Source organism: Streptomyces sp. NPDC088194, from assembly GCF_040702025.1.
Lineage (GTDB): Bacteria > Actinomycetota > Actinomycetes > Streptomycetales > Streptomycetaceae > Actinacidiphila.
Genome location: NZ_JBFBIV010000103.1, coordinates 1 through 26,296 on the forward strand (window position 1 = coordinate 1; position 26,296 = coordinate 26,296).

At 70.3% G+C, this 26,296-nt stretch carries 20 protein-coding genes and 6 pseudogenes; 11 read left to right on the forward strand and 15 right to left on the reverse strand.

The features are described 5' to 3' along the window. The first annotated feature begins 544 nt into the window (after positions 1 to 544). On the forward strand, positions 545 to 3,058 hold the full coding sequence (locus AB0399_RS34750; protein WP_366414003.1) for a Helicase associated domain protein: 2,514 nt from the start codon (positions 545 to 547) through the stop codon (positions 3,056 to 3,058). A gap of 20 nt (positions 3,059 to 3,078) precedes the next feature. Here AB0399_RS34750 and AB0399_RS34755 read toward each other — a convergent pair whose 3' ends face one another. The 6 genes from AB0399_RS34755 to AB0399_RS34780 form a co-directional block, all read right to left on the reverse strand. Then, positions 3,079 to 3,804 carry a DUF5677 domain-containing protein gene (locus AB0399_RS34755; protein ID WP_366414004.1) on the reverse strand — a complete coding sequence of 242 codons (726 nt, stop codon included), beginning with the start codon at positions 3,802 to 3,804 and terminating at the stop codon, positions 3,079 to 3,081. A gap of 374 nt (positions 3,805 to 4,178) precedes the next feature. After that, positions 4,179 to 5,021, reverse strand: a complete 843-nt coding sequence (locus AB0399_RS34760) for a replication-relaxation family protein (RefSeq protein WP_366414019.1) — start codon at positions 5,019 to 5,021, stop codon at positions 4,179 to 4,181. Positions 5,022 to 5,280: 259 nt separating this feature from the next. Continuing rightward, positions 5,281 to 5,502: a hypothetical protein gene (locus AB0399_RS34765; RefSeq protein WP_366414005.1), complete on the reverse strand. Its 222-nt coding sequence runs from the start codon at positions 5,500 to 5,502 to the stop codon at positions 5,281 to 5,283. Positions 5,503 to 6,634: 1,132 nt separating this feature from the next. Then, positions 6,635 to 6,844, reverse strand: coding sequence for a hypothetical protein (locus AB0399_RS34770; protein ID WP_366414006.1), 210 nt, complete (start codon positions 6,842 to 6,844; stop codon positions 6,635 to 6,637). A gap of 205 nt (positions 6,845 to 7,049) precedes the next feature. Further along, the gene (locus AB0399_RS34775; RefSeq protein WP_366414007.1) at positions 7,050 to 7,568 is read right to left on the reverse strand and encodes a hypothetical protein; all 519 of its coding nucleotides are present in this window, start codon (positions 7,566 to 7,568) and stop codon (positions 7,050 to 7,052) included. Next, positions 7,565 to 8,038 carry a hypothetical protein gene (locus AB0399_RS34780; RefSeq protein ID WP_366414008.1) on the reverse strand — a complete coding sequence of 158 codons (474 nt, stop codon included), beginning with the start codon at positions 8,036 to 8,038 and terminating at the stop codon, positions 7,565 to 7,567. The genes AB0399_RS34775 and AB0399_RS34780 overlap by 4 nt, the downstream gene beginning before the upstream one ends. 1,133 nt (positions 8,039 to 9,171) lie before the next feature. Between AB0399_RS34780 and AB0399_RS34785 the strand changes: the two genes are divergently transcribed. Next, positions 9,172 to 9,588: a hypothetical protein gene (locus AB0399_RS34785; RefSeq protein ID WP_366414009.1), complete on the forward strand. Its 417-nt coding sequence runs from the start codon at positions 9,172 to 9,174 to the stop codon at positions 9,586 to 9,588. 11 nt (positions 9,589 to 9,599) lie between these two features. Here AB0399_RS34785 and AB0399_RS34790 read toward each other — a convergent pair. Then, positions 9,600 to 11,076, reverse strand: a pseudogene (locus tag AB0399_RS34790) (NF041680 family putative transposase). Positions 11,077 to 11,441: 365 nt separating this feature from the next. On the opposite strand from AB0399_RS34790, the gene AB0399_RS34795 reads away from it, so the two are divergent. From AB0399_RS34795 to AB0399_RS34805, 3 genes and pseudogenes are all read left to right on the forward strand, one after another. Further along, positions 11,442 to 11,816 (forward strand): helicase associated domain-containing protein, encoded by a 375-nt coding sequence (locus tag AB0399_RS34795; RefSeq protein ID WP_366414010.1) that lies wholly within the window; start codon positions 11,442 to 11,444, stop codon positions 11,814 to 11,816. A 637-nt stretch (positions 11,817 to 12,453) separates the two neighbouring features. Then, complete coding sequence (locus AB0399_RS34800; protein ID WP_366414011.1) at positions 12,454 to 12,954, forward strand: hypothetical protein; 501 nt, start codon at positions 12,454 to 12,456, stop codon at positions 12,952 to 12,954. A gap of 156 nt (positions 12,955 to 13,110) precedes the next feature. After that, positions 13,111 to 14,157 (forward strand): annotated as a pseudogene (locus tag AB0399_RS34805) (transposase); the annotation flags it as partial. 18 nt (positions 14,158 to 14,175) lie between these two features. On the opposite strand, the pseudogene AB0399_RS34810 reads toward AB0399_RS34805, so the two are convergent. From AB0399_RS34810 to AB0399_RS34845, 8 genes and pseudogenes are all read right to left on the reverse strand, one after another. Continuing rightward, a pseudogene (locus tag AB0399_RS34810) lies at positions 14,176 to 14,310 on the reverse strand (transposase); the annotation flags it as partial. 93 nt (positions 14,311 to 14,403) lie between these two features. Beyond that, positions 14,404 to 15,552, reverse strand: coding sequence for a glycosyltransferase family 4 protein (locus AB0399_RS34815; protein ID WP_366414012.1), 1,149 nt, complete (start codon positions 15,550 to 15,552; stop codon positions 14,404 to 14,406). A gap of 468 nt (positions 15,553 to 16,020) precedes the next feature. Next, on the reverse strand, positions 16,021 to 17,001 hold the full coding sequence (locus tag AB0399_RS34820) for an NAD-dependent epimerase/dehydratase family protein (protein ID WP_366414013.1): 981 nt from the start codon (positions 16,999 to 17,001) through the stop codon (positions 16,021 to 16,023). 28 nt (positions 17,002 to 17,029) lie between these two features. Continuing rightward, positions 17,030 to 18,232, reverse strand: coding sequence for a glycosyltransferase family 4 protein (locus AB0399_RS34825; protein WP_329361112.1), 1,203 nt, complete (start codon positions 18,230 to 18,232; stop codon positions 17,030 to 17,032). 157 nt (positions 18,233 to 18,389) lie between these two features. Continuing rightward, positions 18,390 to 19,577 carry a cytochrome P450 gene (locus AB0399_RS34830; RefSeq protein ID WP_366414014.1) on the reverse strand — a complete coding sequence of 396 codons (1,188 nt, stop codon included), beginning with the start codon at positions 19,575 to 19,577 and terminating at the stop codon, positions 18,390 to 18,392. A gap of 59 nt (positions 19,578 to 19,636) precedes the next feature. Further along, on the reverse strand, positions 19,637 to 20,371 hold the full coding sequence (locus AB0399_RS34835; protein WP_366414015.1) for a class I SAM-dependent methyltransferase: 735 nt from the start codon (positions 20,369 to 20,371) through the stop codon (positions 19,637 to 19,639). A 7-nt stretch (positions 20,372 to 20,378) separates the two neighbouring features. Then, a complete protein-coding gene (locus AB0399_RS34840) occupies positions 20,379 to 21,491 on the reverse strand; it encodes a YcaO-like family protein (protein ID WP_366414016.1) in 1,113 nt (370 codons plus the stop codon). Next, positions 21,488 to 22,435, reverse strand: coding sequence for an HEXXH motif-containing putative peptide modification protein (locus tag AB0399_RS34845; protein WP_366414017.1), 948 nt, complete (start codon positions 22,433 to 22,435; stop codon positions 21,488 to 21,490). Before AB0399_RS34845 ends, AB0399_RS34840 begins: the two co-directional genes overlap by 4 nt. 698 nt (positions 22,436 to 23,133) lie before the next feature. On the opposite strand from AB0399_RS34845, the gene AB0399_RS34850 reads away from it, so the two are divergent. From AB0399_RS34850 to AB0399_RS34875, 6 genes and pseudogenes are all read left to right on the forward strand, one after another. After that, complete coding sequence (locus AB0399_RS34850) at positions 23,134 to 23,376, forward strand: ferredoxin (RefSeq protein ID WP_329361122.1); 243 nt, start codon at positions 23,134 to 23,136, stop codon at positions 23,374 to 23,376. 8 nt (positions 23,377 to 23,384) lie between these two features. Next, positions 23,385 to 23,648, forward strand: a pseudogene (locus AB0399_RS34855) (DUF6192 family protein); the annotation flags it as partial. 90 nt (positions 23,649 to 23,738) lie between these two features. Further along, positions 23,739 to 24,269, forward strand: a pseudogene (locus AB0399_RS34860) (IS5 family transposase); the annotation flags it as partial. Between the two features lie 278 nt (positions 24,270 to 24,547). Continuing rightward, positions 24,548 to 25,147: a GNAT family protein gene (locus tag AB0399_RS34865; RefSeq protein ID WP_329361124.1), complete on the forward strand. Its 600-nt coding sequence runs from the start codon at positions 24,548 to 24,550 to the stop codon at positions 25,145 to 25,147. Between the two features lie 528 nt (positions 25,148 to 25,675). Continuing rightward, a complete protein-coding gene (locus tag AB0399_RS34870; RefSeq protein ID WP_366414018.1) occupies positions 25,676 to 25,819 on the forward strand; it encodes a putative leader peptide in 144 nt (47 codons plus the stop codon). Positions 25,820 to 26,060: 241 nt separating this feature from the next. Further along, positions 26,061 to 26,296, forward strand: a pseudogene (locus AB0399_RS34875) (hypothetical protein); the annotation flags it as partial.

Consider the following 26,296-nt stretch of genomic DNA (forward strand, 5'->3'; position numbering starts at 1 on the left):
GACCCGCGCTTCGCTTGGGCCCTGGCGGCGCGCTCCGCGCCCCGCAACCGGTGCACCACAGCCGCGCTCCGCGCGCCGATGGCGCCCGGCGACAAGCGGCTGGCCAGGAAGGGAGGGGGTGGTCCGGGCCGGGGTGGGGTCGGGGGTGTGGGGTGGTCGGGTTCGGGCGGAGTCGGCCTTCGTCAGTCCCTGCCTTCGCGCCAGGTAACCCACATGTAGTAGAGCCAACCTCGGCCCTTCCAGCACACGCCGACAGTTGCCAGCGCCAGCGCAGCAACCGCAATCTTACGCGTCCGCGACATGCCCACCCCCTCTCCTCGCGCACAGGCTACTGCCCACACTCGCACGCCATGCGGGAGGCGAGCAGCAAGTCGGGGGCGGGCAGGGGATCGAGTGTGCGCGGGGTGGGGGCCAGTTCCGGTCGTGGGGGCCGATCGGTACTGCGTCATCCTTGAGAGTACGCTAGCCTCTGGACTCAGACACTATCCCCGGAGCACACCCGCCCGGGGCCGCGCATCGTCCCGGGATGGGGGAGCGTCAAACCATGGTGGCAGTGGTCACAGCAGAAGCGGAAAACACAGTCGTGGAGATGGATCCGCTTCCGCATCAGATCGAGGCGTCCGATGCGGCGGTGCGGGCACTCGAATTGCAGCCCGGTCATGAAATGCCCGCGCAGGGCCTGCGCGCGCAGGTCATTGCGGCCACGGGATCGGGAAAAACCTTTATGGGCGTGCTGACCGCGCGGAAATTGCGGGCAGCGCGGGTTTTGGTGTTGGTGCCGACCCTGGATTTGCTGACGCAGATGGCGGCCGCGTGGCGGGCTGGCGGGCGCACGGGGCCGTTCTACGGGATCTGCTCGCTGCGGGCGGATGAGGCGCAGGGGCTGGCGGCGTGTACGACGGATGTGGACGAGCTGGTGGCGTGGACCAAAGGCCTGGAGACGGTGACGGTGTTCGCCACGTACGCGAGCGTGGGTCTGGGGACGCTTCAGCGGGCGCACGAGGCGGGGTTGGCCAGCTGGTCGCTGGTGGTGGTGGATGAGGCCCACAGGGTCAGTGGGCGGGGCTCGAAGCCGTGGGCGGCGATTCACGACAACACCCGCGTCCCGGCTGACCGGCGGCTCTACATGACCGCGACGCCGCGCGTGTGGGAGGCCCCGGAGACTGACGAGGGCGGCAGTAGCGCGCCGGTGCTGGTGGCCAGCATGGAGGACGACCCGGACGGGCTGTTCGGCAGCGTGGCGTACAAGTTGACGCTCTCGCAGGCCCGCAATTTGGGCTTGGTCGCGGCGTGGCAGGTGGTGTGTGTCGACGTGACCGACCCGGAGCTCCAGGCGGCCGCGCTGCTGGGGATCGAGGCCAGGGCGGACAACGTACGGGGTTCACGTCTCGCGGCCCTGCAGACCGCCGCGGTGAAGACGGCCGCGGAGCAGGGCCTGCGCAGGATGCTCACGTTCCACTACCGGACCAGCGAGGCCGAAGCGATGGCGGCCGGGGTGCCGGCCGTCGCCACGCGGCTGTGGGAGGACGACCCCGAGACCTACCCGGAACCGGATCGGGTGTGGGCGTCGTGGTTGTGCGGGGAGCACAAGCCGGACTACCGCAAGGCGACGCTGGCGACGTTCGCCGATCCGGTCGGGGAGCGCGTCGACGGGGACCTGGTCCCGATGCGGCTGCGGCTGCTCAGTTCCGTTCGAATTTTGGGGGAAGGCGTCGACACCAAGGGTTGTGACGCTGTGTTCTTCGGAGACGTGCGCGGATCGGCCGTCGACATCCTCCAGATCGTCGGCCGCGCCCTGCGCATGAAACCGGGAGAAGGCAAGGTAGCGAGCCTGGTCGTGCCTGTTTTTCTGGGCAAGGGCGAGGACCCGGACGCCATGCTCACGTCCAAGGGGTACAACGGGTTGGCCCGGATTTTGGCTGCTCTGCGTAGTCATGACGCGGACACCGTGGAGGCTCTGGCGGAGCAGCAGTCGAACACGCGCCACCGGAAGCCCGCGGTGGCGGAGATCAGGGCGGCCGGGCGGGGAGAAGAGGGCGGTACGTCTGCCCCCGCGCAGAGTTTGCTGTCCTTCTCCACCCCGCGTGATCCTGCCGTCTTGGCGCAGTTCATGAAGCTGAGGATTCTCCAGCCGGAAAATGCGTACTGGCGTCAGGGAGTCCAGGCGGCGACCCGGTATGTGAAAGAGAACGGGGATCTGAAAGTTCCGTACGTTTTCACCACTCCGGAGGACTGGCAGCCCGCAGGATTTCCGCTGGGGACGTGGATTGCCGATCAGCGGAGGTTCTTCAACGCGGGTGAGATGAAACCCTCACGGGTGAAAGAACTTGAAGAACTCGGCATGGTCTGGTCGCACTGGGACGTCGCTTTTCAGGAGGGACTGGCAGCAGCGCAGGGGTGGGCGGCCGAGCACGGTCACCTTCTGGCCCCTACGACGGCGGTCTTCGACGGCCATCCGACGGGGGTATGGCTGAAAAATTTGAGGACGGCCGGTCGCAAGCTCATGGAGATCGAGGCGCGGCGCGAGGCCGGTCTGCCGGTCGGCTCCACCGCCGGGGCGCTGACCGAGGAACGCAGGGACGCGCTGGAGGCGATCGACCCGTCGTGGTGCCCGGCCTGGCCGGTGGCGTGGCAGCGCTGCTATCACCTGTGCCGGACCCTCATCGAGGCCGGCACCGAGCTGCCCACCGGCCCCGGGCAGATGACGCTCCAGGGCGAGGATCTCGGGGCGTGGGTGCTGGCGCAACGCTTGGACTGGGAGCAGCTGCTGCCCGCGCAGCAGTGGATGCTCGAGCACATGCTCCACCTCATCCCCGCCGGGCCCGACGAGCGGCCTCCAGCGCCGCGTACGCAGGCCGACAAGTGGGCGGCCAATCTCGCGGCCGCCCGGCAGTTCTACGCCCGTGAGGGGCACTTCCAGGTGCCGAGGAAGCACGTCGAAGAGGTCGACGGCGTGCCCCATAAGCTGGGCATGTTCGTGGACAACGCCCGCAGGCGGGCCGACAAGCTCAGCGCGGAGCGGCGCCAGGAGCTGACCGAGCTGGGCATGCGCTGGTAGCAGCGATCCGTGCAAGCAGGTCAGTTGATCGAGGGGAGCATCGCGGGTAGTCCGAGGTCACGCGCGATCCCGCGTAGGAACTGCTTACGCGGCTTGCCTACCACTATTTCGTCGAAGGCACGCCCAGCCCAGACCAGGCACATCGCAGCAGTCACCGGCACCGGAGAGCCGCCGGGCGGCTCCCTCGGTGTATCGCGCAGGTGCACCGGCTTGGCGTCCCAGTCAATGAACGGGAAGGCGCCGGTCGAACTCGGATGGGCGTAGCTGCACAGGTGGCGGTAGACGGAGTAGAGCTCCCGCTTGGGGTCGATTTCGTCGCACTGAGCCTGGAACTTGCGGAAGATGTCGCTTTCAGCGGTCCTGTTGATCGTTTGATTCTTGATGGTGTCCAAAAGCTCCTGCGGCAGAGCAAAGGACTTCTCCATGTCCTGGGCTGCCGCGCGGGCAGCACGGTCCCCCTCTGTGAACACAGCCATAGCGCCGACGTCGCCCTTCTGAGAGAGCCAGTGCAGACTGATGGTGCTCTCGAACATCGTGCGGAGCAGAATCTGTGCTTCGTGGCCGTACCCAAGGTCAAGAAGGTGCAGAGCGGCTTCAGCAAGACGATGCACTTCAGTACACCAGCCGTGCCCTATCAACACGGGCCGCCACCAGGGCCGCTTAGCCTCTACCGTCTTCGCCTCTCGGAAGTCGGCAACCAGCTTCACCACCGCGTCACGGTACTGCTGCTCGCTGGGACCGCTCATGTACGCCTTTCGAATCAACCGCCGGGAGCGGCAGATTACTTGAGAGAAAGTGCGGCAGGTAAGCGGATTTTCCGGATGAGCCGACTCCGGCTCTTGCACACCGCCGTGGACGCCTGGCTGACGCGGGATGGAGCCGGACCGGGCTGCTCCCACCGGCCCAAGGGCCGCACAGCGGCCTTGCCTGGGTGTCCCGGTCGTATCGTCGGACCGGGTTACCTGTCGCAGACCTGGACGGCCCTTGACGCGCCCGCTACGCTCCAGGACCTCCCCGAGCGGACGCGAAGGCTGGAGCGAGCAGCTCAGCGTCACTGTCGCGGCAGTGACACATCCGGCCCCCGCCACTGTCACTAGGCCGACATGCGCGGGCCCGAGGTTCACCGCTCGTCTCCGGTGGCGGCTTCGTCCCACAGACGGGCGAGCTTCTTCATCTTCTTCTCCCGCTTCTCGAACCACTCCGAACGCGCCCACTCCTCATCCAGTCGCTTCTGCTCGGCTGCCTCACGGCGCTGTTGCTCGGCTTCGGCGGCGCGCTCGCGCTGCTTGCGGCGCTGGCGGTACTCGGCTGCGGTGTGGGTGTCGGCGAGCGCCTGGAGCAACAATTCGGGTTCGCGGCCACGGTGCTGTGCGACGCGGAACCACACCGGTCCCATCGGGCCGTGCTGCTGCAGGCAGTCCAGGGTCGTCATCACCAGCGGGACCTTGGCGGTGAAGTCGAGGTAGAAGTCGTCGTCGGGTTCGGTCGCCCGGTAGCGGTAGTCGGCGCGCTCCTGCCCGGCCCAGAACTCGCGGGACAGGTCGGCGACCGCGCGCATCCGGTTGGTGAGCGCGGTGGGGCCGGCCCCAGTGAGCACGATCGCCAGCGGCGGCAGGCCGGGCAGGCCGGTGCGGGGGTAGAGCGTGGCCCAGAACGGCACCGTGTTCATCTCGCCGCGGATCGTGCCGCGGCCCGTGCTCGCCGGCAGTGCCGGGTCGCGGACACGGCGGGCGTAGAGGTCCGCGTACGTGCCGACCTTGTCCGCCAGGACGTGCGCGGACTCGGTTGCCCGGTCGACCTCCACCATCAGCAGCGGCACACCGGCGGCCTTGTCCTGGAACACCGCATCGCTACGGACGTTGCGCTTGCCCGAGCTGGACAGCGGGTGCGGCACTTCGGTGCGCCAGGCCTCCAGGCCGCCGATCCAGGCCGCCGATCCCGGCCGCCGATCCCGGCCGCCGATCCCGGCCGGGGACCCCGGCCGGAGACCCCGGCGCCCTGCCGCCGCGGATGAAGGCCACGATCGTGGCGTTGACCGCCATCGCGTGCGGCGCGCCGCCGGTGCCCGCGCCGCGGGCGTGGCTGCCCATCAGGTCGGGGTCACGTTCCAGGGCCTTCGTGGCGGCGTCCAGACCGAGCGGGGTCAGGCCCCACAGCTTCTGCGACGGCTCCCCGTGTCGGTCCGGCGCACCGAACTTCCCCGCAGGCCCGGCGGTGCTGCCCTACGAGATCACCTTCTTCTCTGCTTGCAGGACCAGCAGCGCGTTGCGGATCGCCTTGTTGTCCGCCAGGTGCGGGCGGACCAACTGCATGATCTGCGTCGCCGTCGCCACCTTCAGCACACCCAGCACCCGCAGCACGTCCTTCTGGTCGCGCACCGTCGACCGGGGCCGCCGCGCCTGCTTCTCCCCCGGCTTGGTCACCGAGCCTGCCCCGTCCGTCATCTGACGCCTCCCCGCCTACGATCGTGCTGTGGAGGCTGTCCATGGTCGCCGAAGCCGCCGACAGCCCGGCCCGGCTCTCTTCCCGGCCGACGCACCCAGCGGCGGCCAGCCGCCCGGCCAGGGCCCGCCGGAGGCAGAAACCGGGCCTGGACCCCTCGCACCCTGCCGCCCGCCTACGCCGCACCGTCCCCTTCCCCCAGGTGCGGCCAAGGAGGGTGGAGGGCAGAGGGGTTGTCGGCACCGCCGGTGATGTCAGGACAAGGGGCCTGACCAGGCAGAACGTCCCGGACCTGTGCGAGGGGTCGGGTGCACCCTTGGGGGCTGCATTGGTATCACCCTCGGACAACCACCGGTAGCCCGCCCCCGACACCGGCCGACGCCGCGCACCGACCCCGCCCGCAGCCACCAGCCGGTGCCCGCCCTGCCGTTCGCGCCGGCAGCAGTGCACTTTGCCCGACTCGCTGACCTGCCCGAACCCTGCCCCGCGCCGCTTCCATGTACTTTGCCCTGCCGCAGCAGTGCCCTCCCATGCCGCTCCGCAGGTCCCTCCAGAATGCACGCCGCGCCGGCCGCGCGGGCCTGTACCGCCCACCCGATTGTGTGCCTGTCACCGCGACCCTCCTTCCGCCCGCCGGCACCCACCGCCGACGATCCGGACCGCAGCCTGCACAACCGCCCCTTGTCCGCGGTCTGTTCCTGCCGGGCACCCACCGCTGTCCAGGGGAAACACGAGGGCCGGCCGACCGCGCCGCGGCCTGGTCAAGGGGCCGGACAAGGGGTCTGGTCAAGGGGTGTCCGCGGCTACCGGCAGCCACGTGCCCCGCCGGTAGCCGCGCGCGGCCCGCCGCTCCTTCGCGCCCTGATTGCCCAATTCCCCGCCGATAACCACTGTTCCCCACCGATTCGAGCGGCTCACGCGCCAGCGGGGGGAGCGGCCGGGGCGGTTGCCCACCCACTTGCACGGGTCGCCGCTTTCCACCGTTCCACGGCTGTGACCTGCGGTAGTGATGTCCGTGGAACGCGTGGCGGGTCCGGGGGAACTCGCCGTTCCACCATGGAATCGAACGGATAATCGAACTAGGTTGGAGGGGTGAGCGACGACCAGGAACACGGTGTGGGGCAGCTGGCTGCGCTACCGCAGGCCGACGGGCCGCTGGTCGACGTGACCCTCCCCGTGTAGGCGGTGTGCCCGGGCCGGCGCGGCCGGCGGCTGCACGCCCTCGGCCTTCGCCTCGATCAACTCCTGGACCGCTTCGGCGTACGCGTCGTGCAGGTCCTCTCCTCCGACTCCCCCGATGCCCCGGCCACCGCCCGCGCAGTTGGCCTCGATCGGGCCCGTCACACCGCCCGCGGCCTGACCACTTGGGCCACCGCCCGCCGCACCGCCCTCACCCTCGCCTTGCGCGGCGCCAGCACCGGCCCTCCGCGCCGGAATCCGTCTCACCCCTGGGAGCGGACGGGCTGCCCTCCCACTGCCGCCGCCCGGCCGCGTCCGTACCCGGCTGGGGCCCGCGTGCAGGCTTCCCCCCCACGCGGGCTTCTCGCTGTCAGCCGGCCGGTTTATCAATCACCGATGTCCAGCCCATGGTCAGAGCCCACTCGTTCTTCACCGATCCGGTCACGGAGACGGCGACCTTCTTCTTGGCACTACCAAGTGCGATCTCGTTGTAGACACCCGGGCCTGATCCACAGGCCGCGCCGAAGGAAGCGATGCTGCTGAGGTGGATGAGGATCCGTCCAGGGCCGTTGCACAACACCACGATGCCCACGGTGCCGCGGGGAATCTGCGGCAACACCGCAAGGTTGACCGAGGCTCGCCTGCCCTGGGTCTGGTAGAGGACCTTCTGATGGTCGGGCAAGGGTAGTGGCCGCGCGGGATCCGCTTCGGCCGACCCAGCAGGTGAATGCGTCGACGACGGACTCGCGCCCGAGAGCGCCACCGAGGGACCGGCCGACCGCGTGCTCGACTCCTTCGCTGTGCCGTGCGCGTGCCCGGTAGAAGTGCAGCCGGTCATTCCGGCCGCAACAGCCAGCGAGGTTACGGCCACGGCGAAAACGCGGATCATCCCTCCCACAGGTACCAGCCCACCCGGTAGGGACCGTACGCGGTGACCGCGTGGCTGGTGACGGCGCAGTCGGCGTACTGGTGGTGCGTGGTCCCGGTGAACTTGCGGCGCCACACCCCGTACTCCGCGTTGACGGTCTTGTGCGCGGGGATGGTGGTGGAGATGGAGTTGCTCAGCGACGCGGTGACCGATGTGCTCAACTCGATGTTGTACTCGGCTTTGATCTTGGCGAGCAAGGCTCCGACAGAGACGTTGATTTTGGCGCTGAGGCTTACACCGACGGTGGCCGATGCCAGCGCGTTGAAGGTGACGGTGGCGCTGCGGGAGGTGTTGTTGACGTCGGACTGGACGGCACCGACGGGCCTCATGTACTTGCCGTACATCTTGGTCGGTGTGTACCACCCGCCGGGGATGCAGTACTTCCCATCCGGGCTGACGCCGTTGTAGATGTCGCCATCCGTCGGAGCCACGGGGTCGGCGGACGTTCCCGCGGGGTCGGTCGGGGCGTCGGTGAGCGTTTCGGTCGGCGTGACGGGAGGGGCCGTCTCGATGACTCCACTGTCGCCGTCGTCGTTGCTCCCATCGGTCGGCTCCGGTGTGGGAGTCGTCTCCGTGGGGGTGGGCGTCGGAGAAGCCGTCGGGCAGGGGTCCTGCTCGCAGCCCGGCGAGCCCACCGCGGCGGAAGTGCCGGCGCCGAGGGAACAAACAAGTAGCGCCGCGCTGCCGGCGGCCGCCGTAGCAGCCAGGGCACGACGCAGTGGTCTCTGCATAGGGAGAACCCTCTCGTGGGAGCACGCCGGAAATTCACGTCCTCCACAAAGAGGACACCCGGCAAAATCGGGTGATCGAGTCGTTACGAAGCGTCGCATCGACCAACGGAGACGGTAGATGCTGCACGCCACCCGAGGAACGCCCTTGGAGTTTCTTTACTCAGCACAGGACTCGCATCCCCGGATTGCCACTCTCCCTTTTGGTGCGATATATCCGTATCGGATCGATGGAAAAAGGCTGTAAAATCATTTCATTGAGCTCATGATGTGACCTACGCCACAAAGGCGTGGAATTGAGGGTTCCTTGAGACTCTAACCCTTCATGAGGTCCACGAAAAAACCCGGAAGGAACGGCCTCTCTCAACGAGCGACCTCGCCTTTATTGCCGACCCAAACGCTCTCGCGTGAATAAGTTGCTCTGCGTCGAAAATCCTGGCCGCTGCACAAAGCCGAAAATCTTCGCCCTCACTCCGCACATAAGCCCGCACCGGTCTGATGCTCCAAGACTCGGTCCCGCATCTTCACATTCCGGGCGGGTTTGTCGATGCGGCGCCGCATTCTCAAGCCGCACGAGGAGCGCGGGGGCCACCAACTGGTCCTTACCTCTGGCCATCGTCGGCACCCAGCAGGGCGTGTCGCCTTCCCAGTGCCACCGCCCTGCCGTGCCCGGCCGTGCGGTGATCGGGGGGTGGCACCAACCCATGAGATGTCACAGCAGAGCGGAAGCCCCGCCAGCCCGGCCTTGCCCCTGGTGCGGACCTAAGTTTGTTTTTTAACCAGGTGGCTGGTTAAGCGACGGGTTGAGTGTCAGTGCTGACGCGTAGCTTGAGCGGGTGAGCTGGGACGTCTTCATCATGCAGTTTCCGCCCGAGGTTGGTGCCATCGACGAGATCCCCGATGACTGGGATCCGCCGAGTCTGGGCACGGGCCGGGATGTTCGCGGTGTCCTTTCGAAGGTGCTGTCGGGCATCGAGTTCTCACCGAACGGGTGGGGCGACTACGAAGGGCCGGGCTTCTCGATCAGCACCCCGGTCAACGAAGCGGACGACGCGCCGGTCACCGGGGTGAGCCTGTTCATCCACGGCGACAGCGAAGCAGCAGCTCCTGCGGCTCTCGCGGTCGCAGATGCCCTGAAGGCGCGAGCTTTCGAGACCGGTTCGGGAGACTTCCTCACCGCTGACTCAGCCCGGTCCGCCTTGGACGCCTGGCGCGCGTATCGCGATCGTGTACTGGGCGAGCGAGGGCCATGAACGGCCGCCTGTCACTGTACGCGCCGAGGTTTGGTGCCGGTCTTGTGGTGGGCTGGTCGCTGGTATGCCTCGCCGGTAGCGAGGACTTGTCCCACGTCGTGGCGGGTTGCGGGTCGCCGGTTCTTCGAACCGGGCGGCCGTCCGGGGCCGGGGCTGGTGGGTTTCGGTGCACCGGCTGGAGAACCTGTCGTCGTGCGGAGGTTCCTGAACCCGCGCCGGACTCGGGCTGGGTGAGTTTGTGCGGGGGCGCCGGTTTCTCCCACGGCCTGCGTAGGTCGGCGGTGAGCGGGCGGGCGAGGCGGAGCTGGGTGTGGGCGGCGATGATCAGCAAGGTCCAGCGGTCGGCGGCTCCGGAGTCGCCCAGGCGGGGCCGGGCCCAGCCGAGGGTCTGCTTGAGCATGCGGAAGGTGTGCTCGACGTCGAATCTGCGGAGGAACGCCTGCCAGCAGCGGTCGACGTCATCCGCGGTGGCGCCGGTGCGTGACCACCACAGCCAGACCGGCTTGTTCACCCCGCCGGACGGCAACTGTTCGACCGTCAGGCGGATGACGATGCCCTCGATGATCGGCAGTGGCCCGTCGTGGTCGAGCCATGCGGCCCGCTGGGTCAGCCGCGGGTGCAGCCGGTCCCAGGCCCGTGCCGTGGCCTTGCCGTAGAGCCGAGTTTCGGTGACCGTGACGCCCTGCTCGACGCCCCAGGTGGCGGGGTCGCCGAAAACGAACTCCCCGCCGTGCTTGGGCATCCGCCCGCCCTTCGGGTGGGCCAGGAAGAACTCTTCCCGTGAGGGTGCCGGGCGGCGCATCACCCGGTCCGACCGGGTCCGACCCAGGATCTCGACCGGCAGGCCGGACAGCAGGTAGGCGATGCGAGGGGCGTCATAGCCGGCATCCAGCACGATCAAGATCTCCGGATCGCCCTCGGCCCACTGGCCCGCCGCGACGAGCCGCTCGACCAGCTCGCGGACCTGGCGAGCGGTGACCGCCGCCAAGTCCGCGCCGGGCGTGAGACGGACCGCGTCCAGGAGAGCGGACCAGGATGTGCGGCCACTCTCCAGGGCGACGACGACCGAGTACGGCCAGCCGGGCATCATCTGGTGCTTCGCGCCGCCGCGGCCGTAGGTGTGGCAGAACGAGCGATCCGGCACGGTTCCGGCGTCCGGACGCAGCCACGGCGAGACGTCCACCGCCAGGACCAAGCGCCCGTCGGCTGCCTTGGGCAGCGGCACCCCGGGCCAGAACTCGCCGCAGCCGGGGCGACATCGAGCCCGCCGCGGTTCAGGCCGGCGTAGAGGGAGCCGTGACCCCGGCGGTGCTCGGGTGCCAGGGCGAGGTCGACCAGCGACCGCACCGGTACGTCCGTGCACAGCACGGCGTCGGTCAGCTCGAACAGCGCGTCCGCGCGGGCGGTCAGGCAGTCGTAGAAGTCGGTCCGGAACCGGGACAACACGGTCAGGGACTCGACGCGGACAGCGTCGTGCAGCAGACTCACCCTCGCGGCCTTGGCATGATCAACAGCGTCTCGACAACGCACATGATCACACCAAGGTCGTACCGCTGTCGTCCCGACCCCCCTGGCCAGACGGACATCAACTCGCCTAACCAACACGGTCGTTAAAGATCAAGCTGAAGAACCAACGCACCTACGGACGCAAGGCCGCGCAGATTTAGGAACGGCGCGAGGCCGGCCTGCCCGTCGGCTCCACCACCGGGGCACTGACCGAAGAACGCCGCGACGCCCTGGAGGCCATCGACCCGTCCTGGTGCCCGACCTGGCCCGTCACCTGGCAACGCTGCTACAAGCTGTGCCAGGACCTCATCGAAGCCGGCACCCCGCTGCCCACCGTGCCCGGGCAGATGACCTTGCAGGGCGAAGACCTGGGGGCTTGGGTGCAGGCGCAGCGGCTCGGCTGGGAGCAACTGCTGCCCGCGCAGGTGTGGATGCTGGAGAACATGCTCCACCTGTCCCCCGCAGCGCCTGACGAGCGGCCACAAGCGCCCCGTACACAGGCCGACAAATGGGCCACGAACATCCGCGCCGCCAAGGAGTTCCACACCCGCGAGGGCAGCCTCCAGGCCGTTCGCCGCAAGACGGTCGTCCAGGTCAGCGAGCCGGACGGGTCACAGACCATCGTGAAACTGGGGCTGTTCGTCGACAACTGCCGACGACGGGCCGACAAGCTGGCGCCCGAACGGCGCGCGGAACTCGACGCACTCGGCATGCGCTGGTGAGCGGCGCGGCCGAAGGGCCGGGCTCTCCGACTGTGGTCACGCGTTCCATCGGCAGTACCCTCCGACTGTGACGCACAGGGGCAGTTCGAGGAGGTCGCTCCGCAGAAAGAAAAGCCTTCAGGAGCACTTCACGGACTGGAGGGGGGACCTCCCACTTCCGGAATTCCTCGCGACAAAACGACAGCCTCTCGACCCGGTACGCGGTGCCCTGGGGTTGACGATCCTTCCTGCGTCCTGCTTGGCCGCGGCCGTTGCGCCCGGATGGCAGTGGTGGCAGAGGATCCCAAGTCGAGGGGCGGGCACGGAACTGGGTCCGGTGGGTCATCGTCGGGGCGAGCTCACGCAGCGAGGCGTTGACCGCGAACGATTTACAGTCCCTCGGCCGGGACGCTCCGCGGCCGGCCCCTCCATCGCGTCTCCGGTTTTCCACGGCGGCGGGCTACGGGGCAGGCCGCCACGACGTGAACCGGTCCCGCTGCCCCGAGGCGCCCTGTCCGCGGTCCTTCCGCCTCCTCCATCACCAGGGCTGAGCTTGTTGTTTAACCTTCACGTGGCTCTTGGCGGGGATGGCAGGGGGGCGCACACGAGGCGTCGAATAGGGGTGCGCTGGCTCCGTGGGCAGTTGCATACTCACTGCATGGCCTCGTCCTCCGGTCGGTTCCGAGATCCGCGCAGCACCGAGTACGACTTCCTTAGCTCAATCATGGTGCGATGCCCTGGCTGTGCGAAGGCCGCCCTTGTCATTCCAGCGGCCGACAACTCTGGCTGCGGAGGTCGGACCCTGTTCAGGCCGAGGCGTCTGGTCTGCCGTAGTTGCGGCTTGTCACGGCTGTGGAGCGGCCGTGCTGTCGCCCTCTCCCGGGGCACCGCCGCGCCAGCGACTGATCCATACTTCGGCGTGCCGTTGTGGCTCCAAATTGAGACTCGACACGGGTGGTTGTGGGCGTACGACCTGGAACACCTCGACTTGCTGCGGCGCTTCGTCCAAGCGCCGCTGCGCGAACGAGCGCCCTGGTACGACACCGGGCAGAAGATGACGTTGGTCGCCCGTCTGCCACTGTGGATCAAGCGCGCGAAGAATCGGGACGAGATCCTGCGCGGCATCGCTCGAATCCGCGCATCACTGGTCTGTGCCTGAAGGTCTCCTGCCAGCGTCAGGAGCGTTTCCACCTTTTCCGGACAGCGACGCAGCCTTGGTGTGATCATGTGCGTTGTCGATCATGCCAAGGCCGCGAGGTGAGTCTGCTGCACGATGCTGTCCGCGTCGAGTCCCTGGCTGTGTTGTCCCGGTTCCGGACGGACTTCTATGACTGCCTGACGGCTCACCCCCGTCGCGGACCTGGCCGCCACTACCGCCGCCCAGGGCCGTGAGGTCATCGAACGCCTCATCGCCGCAGGCCAGTGGGGCGAAGGGGATCCGGACATCCTGATCGTTCTGGACGCCGGCTATGACGTGCCGCGCATCGCCTACCTGCTGTCCGACCTGCTGGTCGAGATCCTGGGCCGAACCCGTTCGGACTGGGCGATGCGTCGGCCGGCACCCTCGTGGGAGGAGTTCTACCGGGCACAGCCGAAGGGCGGCCGGCTGCCCAAGCACGGCGGGGAGTTCGTCTTCGGCGACCCCGCCACCTGGCGCCAGGAGCAGGCCGTCACCGACACCGACACCGACACCGACACCCGGCTCTACGGCACGGCCACCGTCCAGGCGTGGGACCGGCTGCGCCCCAGGCTGACCCAGCGGGCCGCACGGCTCGACCACAACGGACCACTGCCGATCATCGAGGGCACCGTCATCCGCCTGACGGACGAACAGTTCCCGTCCGGCGGGGTGAACAAGCCGGTCTGGCTGTGGTGGTCACGCACCGGCGCCACCGCGGCCGACGTCGACCGCTGCTGGCAGGCGTTCCTCCGCAGATTCGACGTCGAGCACACCTTCCGCATGCTCAAGCAGACCCTCGGCTGGACCCGGCCCCGACTGCGCGACTCGGCCGCCGCCGACCGCTGGACCTGGGTGATCATCGCCGCCCACACCCAACTCCGCCTCGCCCGCCCGCTCGCCGCCGACCTGCGCAGGCCGTGGGAGAAGTCAGCACCACCGCACAGGCTCACCCCGGCCCGCGTCCGGCGAGGGTTCCGGAACCTCCGCATGAGAACCGGTTCGCCGGCCAGCGCACCGAAACCCACCAGCCCCGGCCCCGGACGCTCACCCGGCTCGAAAGACCACCGGCCCTCACCGCGCCACGACGTGGGACAAGTCCTCACTACCGGCGAGGCATACCAGCGACCAGCCCACCACAAGACCGGCACCAAACCCCGACGAACTGGTACAAAATCAAGCTGAGGGCAAGACGGTCTTCTACGGGCCAAACCGCTTGGGCAGGTCCCGCCATTGAACGCCGGTCCGCACCCGGTGCGGAATCCCGTCGATCACCTGACGGTGATCCAAAGCCACCTGCCCGCAACGACCGTTGCTCAGCGGGAGGAACGGCCGCAGCCGGTTTCACTCGGCATCCGTCAGATCTCCCCGCCCCAGGTCCACATCAACGACCCGTGGACGGAGTAGTCACACGATCGGCCGGACAAGTCCTTAAAGCGCCTCGCTCCCCCCGGGTCCGAGGCCGGGCAGGCCCGGCAGGCCCGCGAGCACGCGGTTGGCGCGGTGGCGCCAGGTGTACCGCCCCAGGGCCTGGTGCCGGGCCTCGGCGCCGAGGGCGCGCCGCAGGGGCTCGTCGGCGAGCAGTTCGAGGAGCGCGTCCGCCCAGGCCGATGGCTCCGCGGGCGGTCGCAGCAGGCAGTTGACCCGGTCCTGGAGGACCTCGCGCAGGATCGGCAGGTCGGAGGCGATCACCGCAAGGCCCTGGGCCATGTACTCGAACACCTTCATCGGAGAGGCCCAGCGGCCGGTCTCGCCGAGCCCGTCCGCGGTGTAGACCTTCGTCTGGTACGGGGCCAGCACGACATCGAAGAGCGGGTAGTAGGACCATACGGCGCCGGGCGGCCGGTGCCCGTGGAAGTGCGCGTTGGCGGGGCGGGGGCGCCCGCCCCAGCGCGCGAGGTCCTCGGGGGTGCCGCCGACCAGGTGGAAGTCCAGGCCCGGCAGCCGGTCGGCCAGTTCGAGGATGAGCTCGATGCCGCGCCCTTCGTACAGGTGGCCGACGTAGCCGATCCGGGGCACGCCCGGGCGTCCCGGCAGCGCCGGAGTATCCGCGGGGGACGCGGGCGGGTCGGCGCCCTCGGGGGCGACGACGATCGGCGGGAGGCCCTCGTCGCCGTAGGCGGCCCGGTAGGCGTGGGCGAGGGCGTGCGTGATCACCACGAGCCGGGCGGGCGAGCCGGACTTGAGCAGGCGCGCCTCGATGCCCAGGGTGTTCGGGTCGTCTCGCAGGCGGTGGGTCTCGTACACCAGCGGCGCGACGCCGACCGCGGCCGTGAGGGCGTACAGGTCGTGGCCGTAGACCAGGTCGGGGGTGTCCGGGCCGGTGAGCAGGCCGCGCACGCGGGCGGCGCGTATCCGGTAGCCGGCCGGGGTCCAGTCGGGGCCGGACACCCACCGGATGTGGAAGCCGGGCCGGACCCCGTAGTAGGCGTGCGGGTCGTCGACGGTGAAGGTGCCCGCCGTGGTGTAGAGGGTGACCTCGTGGCCGCCTTGCGCGAACGCGTCGCACATGCGCATGGCGTGGACGCTGTTGGCGTACAGCGACGGGACGCTTCCGGGGTGCAGGTAGGCGATGCGCACGGCCGGCCTACCCCTGTCCCGCCGGCCGGGCGGGCCTGCGGCGGCCGGCACCAATCCCGGCGGCCGGTTCGTGGCACGTGATGTCCGTTGCGTCCATGGGCGTCTCCTCGCGGTGGGCCAAGACGGGCGGGCGGTGTCGCGTGAGTCCTCACGGGGACCTGCCGGGCGCCGCCTCGGGCGGGGCGCGCTTGACCCGGACGGCCGGGACCGGGAGGCGGTCGGGTATCGCGGACCGGCCGCTTCCCACGGCGGCGGCCAGGCGGTCGACACGTCGGCACGTCGGCACGCTGGCACCGGCCCGAGCACGCACCATCATCGCGTGCGCCCTTGCGCGTTCCAAGAGCCGCGTTTCGGCCTGGCGCACGGCCCACTCCCCCGGTCGCCCCGACGGGGTCCGGCGACGCTGCAGGCGGCAGCGCGGGCGCCGGAGTTGTCGGCGGGCGTGCTGACCGCCGGGGAACCGGGCCTTCAAAGGCGCAGCGAGTCGGCGGTGAGGTGGGCAAGTTGCCGGGAGATGCCCTGGCGGAGGGTGGTGCGCGGCGCCCAGCCCAGCAGTTCCGCCGCGCGTGACCGGTCGGCGAGGGTGGTGTCCACGTCGCCCGCCTGGGCGGGCAGGCGGGTGACGGGCACCGCGTGGCCGGTCAACTCCTCGACGGTGGACAGGACTTCGGCCACGCTGGTGCTGACGCCGGCGCCGACGTTCAGGACGCTCGTGCCGACGGGGCGGGTCGCGGCGGCGACGGCGGCGCGGACGATGTCGCCGACGTAGGTGAAGTCGCGGGAGTTGCCGCCGTCCCCGTACAGGGTCAACTCCGGGCCGCCCAGGGCCGCCGTCAGTGCCCGGCCGATGAGCATGTCGGGGCGTTGGCGGGGGCCGTAGACGGTGAAGAAGCGCAGCACCACTGCGGTGAGCGTGGAGGCGGCCTGGTCCGCGTGGGCCAGGCAGAGCTGTTCTCCGGCGAGTTTGCTGACCGCGTAGGGGGACTCGGGGTGGGGTGCGGTCGTCTCGTGGGTGGCTCCGGCGCTGCTGCCGTAGACGCTGGAGGAGGAGGCGTAGACGAGGCGGGGAACGCGGGCTTCCTCGCAGGCCGACAGCACGCGTTCGGTGGCGAAGACGTTGCATGACGTGTATTCACCGAACTGCTCGCCCCACGAGCCGCGTACTCCGGGCAGCGCGGCGAGGTGGAAGACGGCGTGGGAGTGCCTGAACAGGGCGGTGAGCGGACAGGTCCGCAGGTCGGCGGTGACCAGGGAGAAGCGGGGGTGCTTGAGGGCGCGGCTCAGACGTGCCGTCGTCGCCGGGTCGCCGTCCGGGGCGCGGCGGTCCACGCCGACGACCGTGTTCCCGTTCGTCAGAAGGGCCTCGACGAGGTGCGAGCCGATGAAGCCCGCGGCCCCCGTGACGACGACTCTGGTCGGTGCCGGCCGCTGATCGTTCCCGTGGCGCACGGAATCCTCCCTGGACGCGTAGAGCGGATCAGTCGTTGACGGCTGCGGTGTCCGCCGTGTGGAGGCCCTCGGCCGGCGTAGGGGCTTTGCGTGTCGCCGGTGTTCCGAGGCCGCCCGTCCCCCGTGGTGCGAGGTCGGCGAGGACCAGGTCGGCGCGGCGGCGCCAGGTGTAGTGCTGGAGGAACTGCCGCCTGGCCTCCTCGCCGAGTGAGGCGCGCAGTAGCGGGTCGGCGATCAGTTCGGTGAGGGCGTCGGCCCATGCCTGCGGCGCGTCGGACGGGCGGAGCAGGCAGTTGACGCGGTCCTGGAGCACCTCGCGCAGGACCGGGAGGTCGGAGGCGACGATGGCGCGGCCGTGCGCCATGTACTCGAACAGCTTCATCGGGGAGGTCCAGCGGCCGATCTCGTCGATCCTGCCCCAGGTGTAGACCTTCGGCTGGTGAGGGGCGAGGACGACGTCGAACAGGGGGAAGTACCGGTGGAGTTCGGAGGGCGGCTGGTGCCCGTGGAAGTACAGGTTGGGGTGCGGGCAGGACTCCTGCCAGCGGGCCTGGTCCTCGGTGGTGCCGCCGACCAGGTGGAAGTCGAAGGCGGCCAGCCGCCCGGCGAGATCGATGATCAGGTCGATGCCGCGCCCGTCGTAGAGGTGGCCGACGTAGCCGATCGTCGGCGCGTCGGGGCGTCCCGGCAGCGGGGCGGTCGCCGTGGCGGCGGCCGGGGGGTCGGCGCAGTCGGGGGCGACGTGGATCGGCAGCGTGCCCAGTTCCGGGTAGGCCGCTTGGAGATCGTGCGCGAGCGCGCGGGTGACGACCACGACCCGCGCCAGCCGCGGGTGGCTGAGCAGGGCTCTTTCGAAGCCGGCGGGCAGGTCCCGGCGCAGCTGGTGGACCTCGTAGACGAACGGGGCCAGGTCGGCGGTGACGGCGAGGGTGTGCGGGTCCCGGGAGTAGAGGAGGTCGGGGACGGCGTCACCGGTGAGCAGGTCTCTGATGTCCTGTCCGCGCCGGCGGTAGCCGTCCTGGGTGTAGTCGGGGGCGGGGACCAGCCGGATCGGGAAGCGGTGGCGGACGCCGTAGTACGTGTAGGGGTCCTGGTCGGTGTAGGTGCCCGGCAGGGAGTACAGGGTGACGTCGTGTCCGGCGTCGGTGAACGCGTCACACATGCGCATGACGTGGACGCCGTTGGCGAAGAACGAGGGGATGCTGCCGCCGTGCAGGTACGCGATGCGCATGGTTCCTACTCTCTGCTCTCGTGGAGCCGGTCGGCCGGCGTCACCGCTGCCGGTCGGGAACGCTTCCCGCGGCCCCGAGGTGGACGGCGGGCCGGGCCGGGTCCGGTGGGGGCCCGGGTCCTGCTGGGGGCGGGCGGCAGTCGGGCCGCCGCCCGGCTCACCAGCGCACCGGCAGGGTCCGCGGGGACCGGGTGATCTGGCCGCGCTTCCACTGCGGGGGGCCTGCCGCGCGCAGGGTCGGAAGGCGCCGTACCAGGGCCGCGAGGGCCTCCTGGAGCTGGACCCGGGCGAGTTGTGCCCCGACGCAGAAGTGCGCGCCATGTCCGAAGGCCAGGTGGGCGGGCGCGGCCCGGGTCAGGTCGAGCAGGTCGGGTGCGGGGTAGACGTCCTCGTCGTGGTTGGCCGAGGAGGTCAGCGCGATCACCGCTTCGCCCTCCGGGATCTCCACCCCGCTCAGCGACACGGCCTTGGTGGTCACCCGCAGGTTCGCCCCGACGGTGGCCTGTGCGTACCGCAGGAGCTCCTCGACGGCGTCGGCGACCCGGTGCGGTTCGCGGACGAGCAGGTCGTAGCGCTCCGGCCGGTCGAGCAGCAGGTGGATCAGGCCGGCGAGGCGGTCGGCGGTGGTGCCGTAGCCGCCGGCGAGCAGGACCACGCAGAACGAGATCAGCTCGCCCTGGCTCAGCCGGTCGCCCGCGTCCCGCGCGGCGATGAGCGCGCTGAGCAGGTCGTCGCCGGGGTGGGCGCGTTTGGCGGTGACGAGCCGGGCCAGGTAGCCGGTCATGTCGTCGACCGCCGCCGTGACCTCGGCGTCCGGCATCGCGGTGAGGCTGCGCAGCGCGTCGTTCCACGCGTCGAGCCGGTCGCCGTCGACGCGAGGTGTCCCCAGCAGGTCGCAGATCACGGTCAGCGGCAGCGGCCGGGTGAAGCCCGCGACGGCGTCGGCGGGACATGGCCGTCGTTCCAGGTCCGCCAGCAGTTCATGGGCCAGCAGCGCGATGGCGCCGCGCATCGCCTCCGCCCGGCGTCCGCCGAGGGCGGGTGCGACGAGCCGGCGCAGCCGGGAGTGGTCGGGCGGGTCGGCGGCAAGGATCGAGTCGGGCAGGGTGGTCGTGCGGGCGTACCGCGGTCCCGTGCCCCGGGTCGCCCGTGCCCGGCTGAAGCACGGCTCGGCCAGCACCCGGCGCACGTCCGCGTGCCGGGTCACCAGCCACGCGGTGTCCCCGCTGGGCATCCGGACCCGGACGACCGGGGCGCTGTGGCGCAGTTCGGCGAACTCGGGCACGGGGTCGAGGCCGTCCCGGTGCGGGAAGGGGAACTCCCTGAGCTGTTCCGGCTGGTCCATCGGGGCCTCCGTCGACGCGTCACAGGGTGGCCGTCCTGGTCGGCGCGCTGGTCGTGGGGTCAGGGGCGTTCGTAGACGGACACGTGGTAGGTGCTGTCTGCCGTGAAGGGCGCCCGGGTCCAGCCGCCCCAGCGCTCCTTGAGCCGAAGTCCCGCCTGAGCGGCCATCAGGTCCAGCTCCCCGTGTCCCGCGTAGCGGAACGCGACGCGCAACTGCCGGGTGCGTCCGCCTTCGTGGATGACGTAGTACGAGTGGTAGCGCTGCGCCGCGGTGTCGAGCCTGCGGTGGCACAGCACCAGGAGGTCCTCCCCCTCGGCGACGATCTCCGTTCCGGCCGCCGCCAGCGCCTCGGGCACGTGGGCGTCGAGCACGAACAGGCCGCCCGGTGCCAGACGTGCCGCCGCGTTCCGGAAACAGCGGATCTGGGCGGCCTGGTCGGGCAGTTCAGCGAAGGTGCCGCCGGCCAGATAGACCAGGCTGAAGTTGCCGTCGACGGGTACGTCGGCGAAATCGCCGACGGTCACCGGGATACCCTCGCCGCCGGGTTTGGCGCGCAGCCGGCGCAGCATCGCCTCGGACCCTTCGACGCCGTGCACCGCGAGACCGCGTGCCCGCAGCGGCAGGGCGACTCGGCCGGTACCGACGCCGAGTTCGAGGACCGGCCCGCGACCGGCGAGGGCGGCGAGCGCGTCGACGGTCGCCCCGGTGATCCCCGGTTTGCCGAACCAGCGGTCGTAGTCGTCGGGGATGTCGGCGGCGTAGCCGGGGCTCGGCCGCGCGGGGTCGGGGGGCATGGGGCTCCTAGCCGAAGGGGTGGGGGTGCCCGGGGCCTGTGCCGGACGGCAGCGCGCTGGTTCCGGGGGCCAGCACGCGGACCACCCTGACCCCGGCGTCACGGGCGGTCGCCGAGGTGCTGTCGACCAGGGCGACGTCCTGGCCGGTGTGGGCGGCGAGCACATCGAGCGGGTCCGGTGTCCCGCCGTGCGCGGGCGGAGCCACGGCGGACAACGGGCCCACGTTCCACAGCCCCAGGCTGTCCTGGCGGTGGAAGGCCCACAGCGCGTGCTGGACGGCGGTCGCCGGCGGTGTCGTCCCGTGCCAGCGTGCCCAGGTCGCGCGGGCCACGGGGGTCCGTATGCTCCAACGGACCATCAGCGCCTCGTAGGCCGCTTTCTCGGCGAGCGACGCGACGGTGTCCGCCGGTCCGCAGCGTGCCCCGAACGCCTGGCCGGTGCCGTCCGGCCGGTGCAGGCACACCACGACGCAGGCCGTGGCGGGCGGAGCGGGGAGAGCGAAGGCCGTCGTGGTCAGTGCCCGGTCCTGGAGGTGGGCGGTGAGTGCCGGCGGGGGGTCGAACGGTATCCGGTGCGGTGGCCGGTCCGTGAGCCGGTACCAGCTGCGCCGCACGAGGTCCCGTTCGAGTACCTCCCATGCCGCGTGGCGTATCGCGGCCCGCCGGTCGGGGTGGGCCGCGATACCGGTGGAGCCGGCCGTCCGGGCCGCGTCGCAGCCGGCCGGGGGCCGGTGCTGGAGGAAGGCCGCGCCCGCCGGGACGCACACCTGCGCGCCGTCCGCGGTCCGGCCGCGCACCCACAGCCGACGGGTGTCCGCGCCCGGGTACGGTTCGAGGACGGGTATCCCCTTGCGGCGCAGTTCCGCAACGCTGCCCACCAGTTCGGCGGCGGCCTCGGCCGCGCGCCCGGCCATCACGTTGCCGAGCCGCTCCAGCAGCTCACCTCGCGCGCTGACGGCGACCTGGTCGCGCTCGTGGCCCGCGGCGCTGCCGACGAGGACCGGCGCTCCTCCTGCGGCGCTGGTGCCGTCGAACGCGGCGGAGCGGGCCGCCACCCGTGCGAACAGCAGGTCGGGCCGGCGCGGGTAGGGCGCGAACACCTGGGGGGTCCAGGGCGTCACCTGTCCGCTCCGATGAGCGCGCCGCACTCGGCGAGCAGCCGTTTCCCGTCGTCCGTGAGCTGGTCGGCGTGCGCGTTCAGGGTGTCCACGGCCTGGTGGGCTCCGCGCAGGAGCGTTGCGCGCCGGGAGTCGACGGCTGGGTCAGCGCCGGTGTGCCGCAGGTAGAACTCCACGCTGCGGGCCAGCACCACCGTCTGCTGGAACAGGCCGGTGAGCGGGCGGGGGTCGGCCCGCAACGGGGTCTCGACGAGCAACTCGCCGGCGCGGCCGGTGCCGTCGGCGTCCTGTGCCTGGTCGCCCGGCTCCAGGAACGGGGTTGTCAGGGCGGCGGCGTTGCACCGGGTGTGGGTGCCCTCGTGTACCAGTGCCTCGGCGAACCGCACGTGGCCGGGCAGTCCGGCGGCGCTGTCCGTCAGCCGGGCCCGGTGGATCAGGACGGCGCCGTGGACGGTGAAGTCGGTGAACCCGTTGATCGCCTCGCCGTCGAGCAGCGCGATCTCGGTGACCGTCTCCCGTACCTCGGCGGCGGCTTCCGGCCAGACGCGGGTGAGCAGGCCGAGTGCCCGCGCCAGCGAGGCGCGCTCGCGTTCGTCCCACACGGTGAGGACGGCGGTGACCGGCTGTCCGTCGGCGCCCTGCCGCGCCGGGATGGCGCGTAGCGCCCGGGTCACGCTCCGGTCCAGATGGTCCTGCGGGTCGGCAGGGCCGAAGGCGGCAGGCGGCACCCGCTCCAGCCGCGCGGCCAGACGGCTGTGCTGCTCCGGCCTCAACGGGCCCAATCGCAGCGCGTGTTGAGCGAGGTGGGCGACCTCGGCCGCCGCCGGATGGCGCAACGCTTCCGGCGCCGGCGGCGTCAGCTCCGCCCGTTCCAGTACGCGGCGCAGGCGCCGCAGCACCTGGGTCCGCTCGTGGACGGCCTCCTGGGCATCCGGTTCGACGCGCATGCACCCTCTTCCAGGTCCTCGGCAGCGATGTGCGGCGGGCCCGGGAAGGCCCGCCGCGGAGACGCGATGTGCGGACGTACCGTCAGGACTCGTCGCCCGAGGGAATGTCGACCAACAGCGCAAGCTCGGGCAGGTCTTCGTCCGTGAGCTGCTCGATTTCCTCGTTCATGGAGGATTCCTTTCACCTCACCGGCCCTACCGTGCTCGGTCGGGTTCACCGGCCGGATCATCATCAGGGGCGAAACCGGCAATGCCAACAGCCGAGGGGGAAATGCGGCGGATATCAGGACACCGGCGCACCGTCCCGAACGCGCTCGTCGGCGCCGTCGCGGATCGTGTCGAGCGGCCGGTCCACCGGCGGCCCCGGACGGGCCCCGCTCCGGCCGCAGATTCCGCCTGTGCAGGGGCAAAGAGGACGCGGGAGAGGGGCAAGCGCGTCCGGCATCAGCCGCACGAGGCGCCCAGCGGCGGACCGGTCCCGGCCATGAAGCCAGTTCTGACGCAGGCTGAAGATGGCTGATTGCGACGGCCTTTCGCCCGGGAATTATGCCGGGTAGTTTGAGGCGGCGCCCCCTCGCACCGCACCGGCACCATTCCGCCTGCGCGCGCAGGGAATTGCATATGCCTTCGGAAAGAGAATTTCCGGAGGCTCGGGAGGAGCGGCGGGGCAACAGCGCGTGCGGACAGAGAGGAAACGCATGGCGGACGACTGGACGGTCGAGGTCGACAGCCGTCGCTGCATCGGTTCGGGCGTGTGCGCGAGCACCGCTCCCGGCCGGTTCGCACTCGGCAGCACCGGCAGATCACAACCGACCGCGACCAGCGTCGCTCCCGAAGAGCGCGTGCTGGACGCCGCGTTCACCTGCCCGGTGGAGGCCATCTCGGTCATCGACCGGAGTACGGGGCAGAGCCTCTTCCCCGAGGAGCGGAGGATGCCGTGAACCCGGCGCGTGCGATGTCGGACGACACCGCCCGTCACCAGGTCAATCACGCCCAGGTCGAGCGGGGTCGGCAGGCCCGCGAGCACTTCGAGGACTCCAGCCCCGTCGCTTCGGCGGTGAAGAATATCGACCGGTCGGTGGAGTTCCTGGACCTGGTCACCGCCTGCCACGCGTTCGTCGCCGCGGCCGGCCGGGCCGTCCCCGGGATGCGCGACCGGCAGCTCGGCGACGACGAACCCGCCGAGCTCCAGGCATACGAGGTCTCGGTCATCCGCGGCAAGCTCACCGAGATCCGCCGGTTCATCACCGGGACCGTCGCCCCCCACGCCGTGCTGCAACCCAAAAGCCGGTGGGTCAAGCACCTGAACACCCAGCTCAGCGACGAATGGGCCCTGATCGAGCCCCTGCTGCCGGTCCCGGCATGGGAGACCCCGGCCGGCGGCCGTCCGGAGAAGCACCCGCGCCGGGAGATCGTGGACGCGATCCGCTACGTGGTGGACACTGGCTGCAAGTGGCGGGTCCTGCCCAAGGACTTCCCGCCCTGGCGCACGTGTTACGGCTTCATGGCCCGCTGGGCCGCCGCCGGCGTCATCGGCCAGATCCGTGACCAGCTCCGCAAACGCATCCGCCGCGAGACGGGCCGGGCGCCCGGGGCGGTGGCCACCGTCATCGACTCACAGTCGATCAAAGCCGCCGAGACCGTCGGTAACGACTCCCGCGGCTACGACGCCGGGAAGAAAATCAACGGCCGCAAACGGCACCTGGTCGTGGACACCAAAGGCCTGCCGCTGTTCGTCATGGTCACCCCCGCCGACATGACCGACCGCAACGAGGCCAAAGAGGCGCTGTTCCGGCTGCGGCTGATGCATCCCGAAATCACCATCGTCTGGGCCGCGATCACCCTCAAGACCAGGCGCATCACCCGCCGAAACTCCCGCAGAAGCGGACAGCCGGCCTCCCGCGAATCCCAACGGGACTGATCATCTTCATCACGGTGCCCACCGTGTTGATCATCACCTCCCGGGGTCGGGTACGAACTGCGGTCCTGTTTGCTGCCGGTGCGGCGAAGGATCTCCGTTCAGACGCCTGTTGTGAGGGCCCTCTGGACAGGGGACCGACCGTGTGCGGCAGGGTGGGAACGGTGCTTGGCAGTGATGACAGGGGGCTGGACATGGCTGAAGTGACGCGCTTTTGGACGGGTGAGCGGGTGCGCTTGCGGGGCGTGGAGCCTGAGGACTGGGAGCAGTTGGCCGCGTTCGAGCTGGAAGCGGAGACGCAGCGAAACGGCGAGCGGCTGATGCTGCCGATCTCCGCTGCCGCGGCCCGCAAGCGCATTCAGGACCAGAGCGAGAAGGGGCCGAGCCGCACGGAGGACGAGTACTTCCTGATCATCGAGGCGCTGGACAGCGGCGACCTGGTGGGCGCCATCGTACTGAACGACTGTGACCGGCTGAACGGCAACTTCCACTACGGCATCCACCTGGGTGCCGCATACCAGCGACGGGGCTACGCGTCAGAAGCCATGCGGCTGGTCCTGTCATTCATGTTCGGAGAACGGCGGTATCACCGCTGTTACGCCGAGGTCTACGCGGGCAACGCGGGGTCGTTGGCCCTCCAGCACAAGCTCGGTTTCACTGCAGAGGGCGTACAGCGTGAGCACGTGTTCCAGGCGGGCGGATATCGGGACATCCACCGCTTCGGTCTCCTCGCGAGCGAGTTCGAGAAGCATGAGAAAGCTGCAGGCCGCGATCCGTACTTCGTCACCGCCTAAGACCGTCAGCGGGACCGCCGACCTCCCACGAGCCCAGCGATGCTGATCGCCTTCAACACGGTGTCCGCCGTGTTGACCATCACCTCGCCGGATTCCTGGCTCCAGTTCCCACTCTGCCACCGCCGACATCGGGCTGTCCCGGAGTCACTGCCCCTCGCGGCGAGCGAGATGGGTTGAATCACCACCATTCAATTCAGCGGGTTGGAAGCAACCCCAGCCCGGTTCGAAAACAGGCACTACCGGTGTGTGTACGGCTGCCAGGACACGACCGGCGGGTCGTCCCCGGGCCCGCGCGGCGCAACTCACGTTTCCCGCGCCCGCCGATCGGCCTCCCCACCTCCGGGGGCGGAGGTGGGTGGGGATTGTGTTCGACCGTACGGCGGAGTTACGGTGCTCGCAGGTCATGAGCGTCAGCAGTGGGAACCCGGCCGGGCCGTATGGCAACGGCTCCCCACCGTACGGCTTGTGAGGGATCGTCAGGGGCGCGTGTCCGGCAGGCGCGCGCCGAGAGGACGGGGAGGCGGAGCGGTGCGGGAAACCAGTGCGCGCTCGGTCGCCACGTACTCCCGGCGGCACATCGACCTCCAACGCGTCGCCGGCGCCATGTGTCCGGGCGCACCCGGGGCCATGGCGGGCCCGTATGCCGCCTCCCTGCCCCGCACGGTCGGCTAGCTCCACTCGACCCCGGCCCGCCGCCACCACGGTGAGGACCGGCCAGGAACACGCCCCCGTGCTGTCCGCCGCCCGCAGCGGCCACTGATCCGCCGATCCGTACCGGCACGCCGACACCGAGAGCGCTGTCGCACGCGCAGCACCGACACCTGCCCCGGTACCGCGCCCGGCCACAGCCCGGAACCCACGAGCACCCCGCACCTCCACCCCGGATGACACACGCCCGGCCCAAGGAGCCGAAATGACCGCACAAGCCGAAGAGACCGACCGCGCGAGCTTCGCCCGGGAGTGGGAGGAGTGGCACACCGCACACGAGCGGGTGCTCGCCGACCCGCACGGCTTCCTCGCCATCACCAGCCTGCGCTGGCTGGACGCGACCCCGACCCGCTTCCCGGACGCGCCCGGCGCCTGGTCGAGCACCCATGACGGCGTGGTGGTGGAACTGGACGACGGCGAGGAACTGACCCTCGACGGCCA

Bases quoted from the DNA above. Each gene is read 5' to 3' on its own strand.
- AB0399_RS34750 (WP_366414003.1), top strand. From the start codon at position 545: ATGGTGGCAGTGGTCACAGCAGAAGCGGAAAACACAGTCGTGGAGATG.
- AB0399_RS34755 (WP_366414004.1), bottom strand. From the start codon at position 3,804: ATGAGCGGTCCCAGCGAGCAGCAGTACCGTGACGCGGTGGTGAAGCTG.
- AB0399_RS34765 (WP_366414005.1), bottom strand. From the start codon at position 5,502: ATGACGGACGGGGCAGGCTCGGTGACCAAGCCGGGGGAGAAGCAGGCG.
- AB0399_RS34775 (WP_366414007.1), bottom strand. From the start codon at position 7,568: ATGATCCGCGTTTTCGCCGTGGCCGTAACCTCGCTGGCTGTTGCGGCC.
- AB0399_RS34795 (WP_366414010.1), top strand. From the start codon at position 11,442: ATGACCTTGCAGGGCGAAGACCTGGGGGCTTGGGTGCAGGCGCAGCGG.
- AB0399_RS34800 (WP_366414011.1), top strand. From the start codon at position 12,454: ATGGCCTCGTCCTCCGGTCGGTTCCGAGATCCGCGCAGCACCGAGTAC.
- AB0399_RS34825 (WP_329361112.1), bottom strand. From the start codon at position 18,232: ATGCGCATCGCGTACCTGCACGGCGGCAGCATCCCCTCGTTCTTCGCC.
- AB0399_RS34830 (WP_366414014.1), bottom strand. From the start codon at position 19,577: ATGGACCAGCCGGAACAGCTCAGGGAGTTCCCCTTCCCGCACCGGGAC.
- AB0399_RS34835 (WP_366414015.1), bottom strand. From the start codon at position 20,371: ATGCCCCCCGACCCCGCGCGGCCGAGCCCCGGCTACGCCGCCGACATC.
- AB0399_RS34845 (WP_366414017.1), bottom strand. From the start codon at position 22,435: ATGCGCGTCGAACCGGATGCCCAGGAGGCCGTCCACGAGCGGACCCAG.
- AB0399_RS34850 (WP_329361122.1), top strand. From the start codon at position 23,134: ATGGCGGACGACTGGACGGTCGAGGTCGACAGCCGTCGCTGCATCGGT.
- AB0399_RS34865 (WP_329361124.1), top strand. From the start codon at position 24,548: ATGGCTGAAGTGACGCGCTTTTGGACGGGTGAGCGGGTGCGCTTGCGG.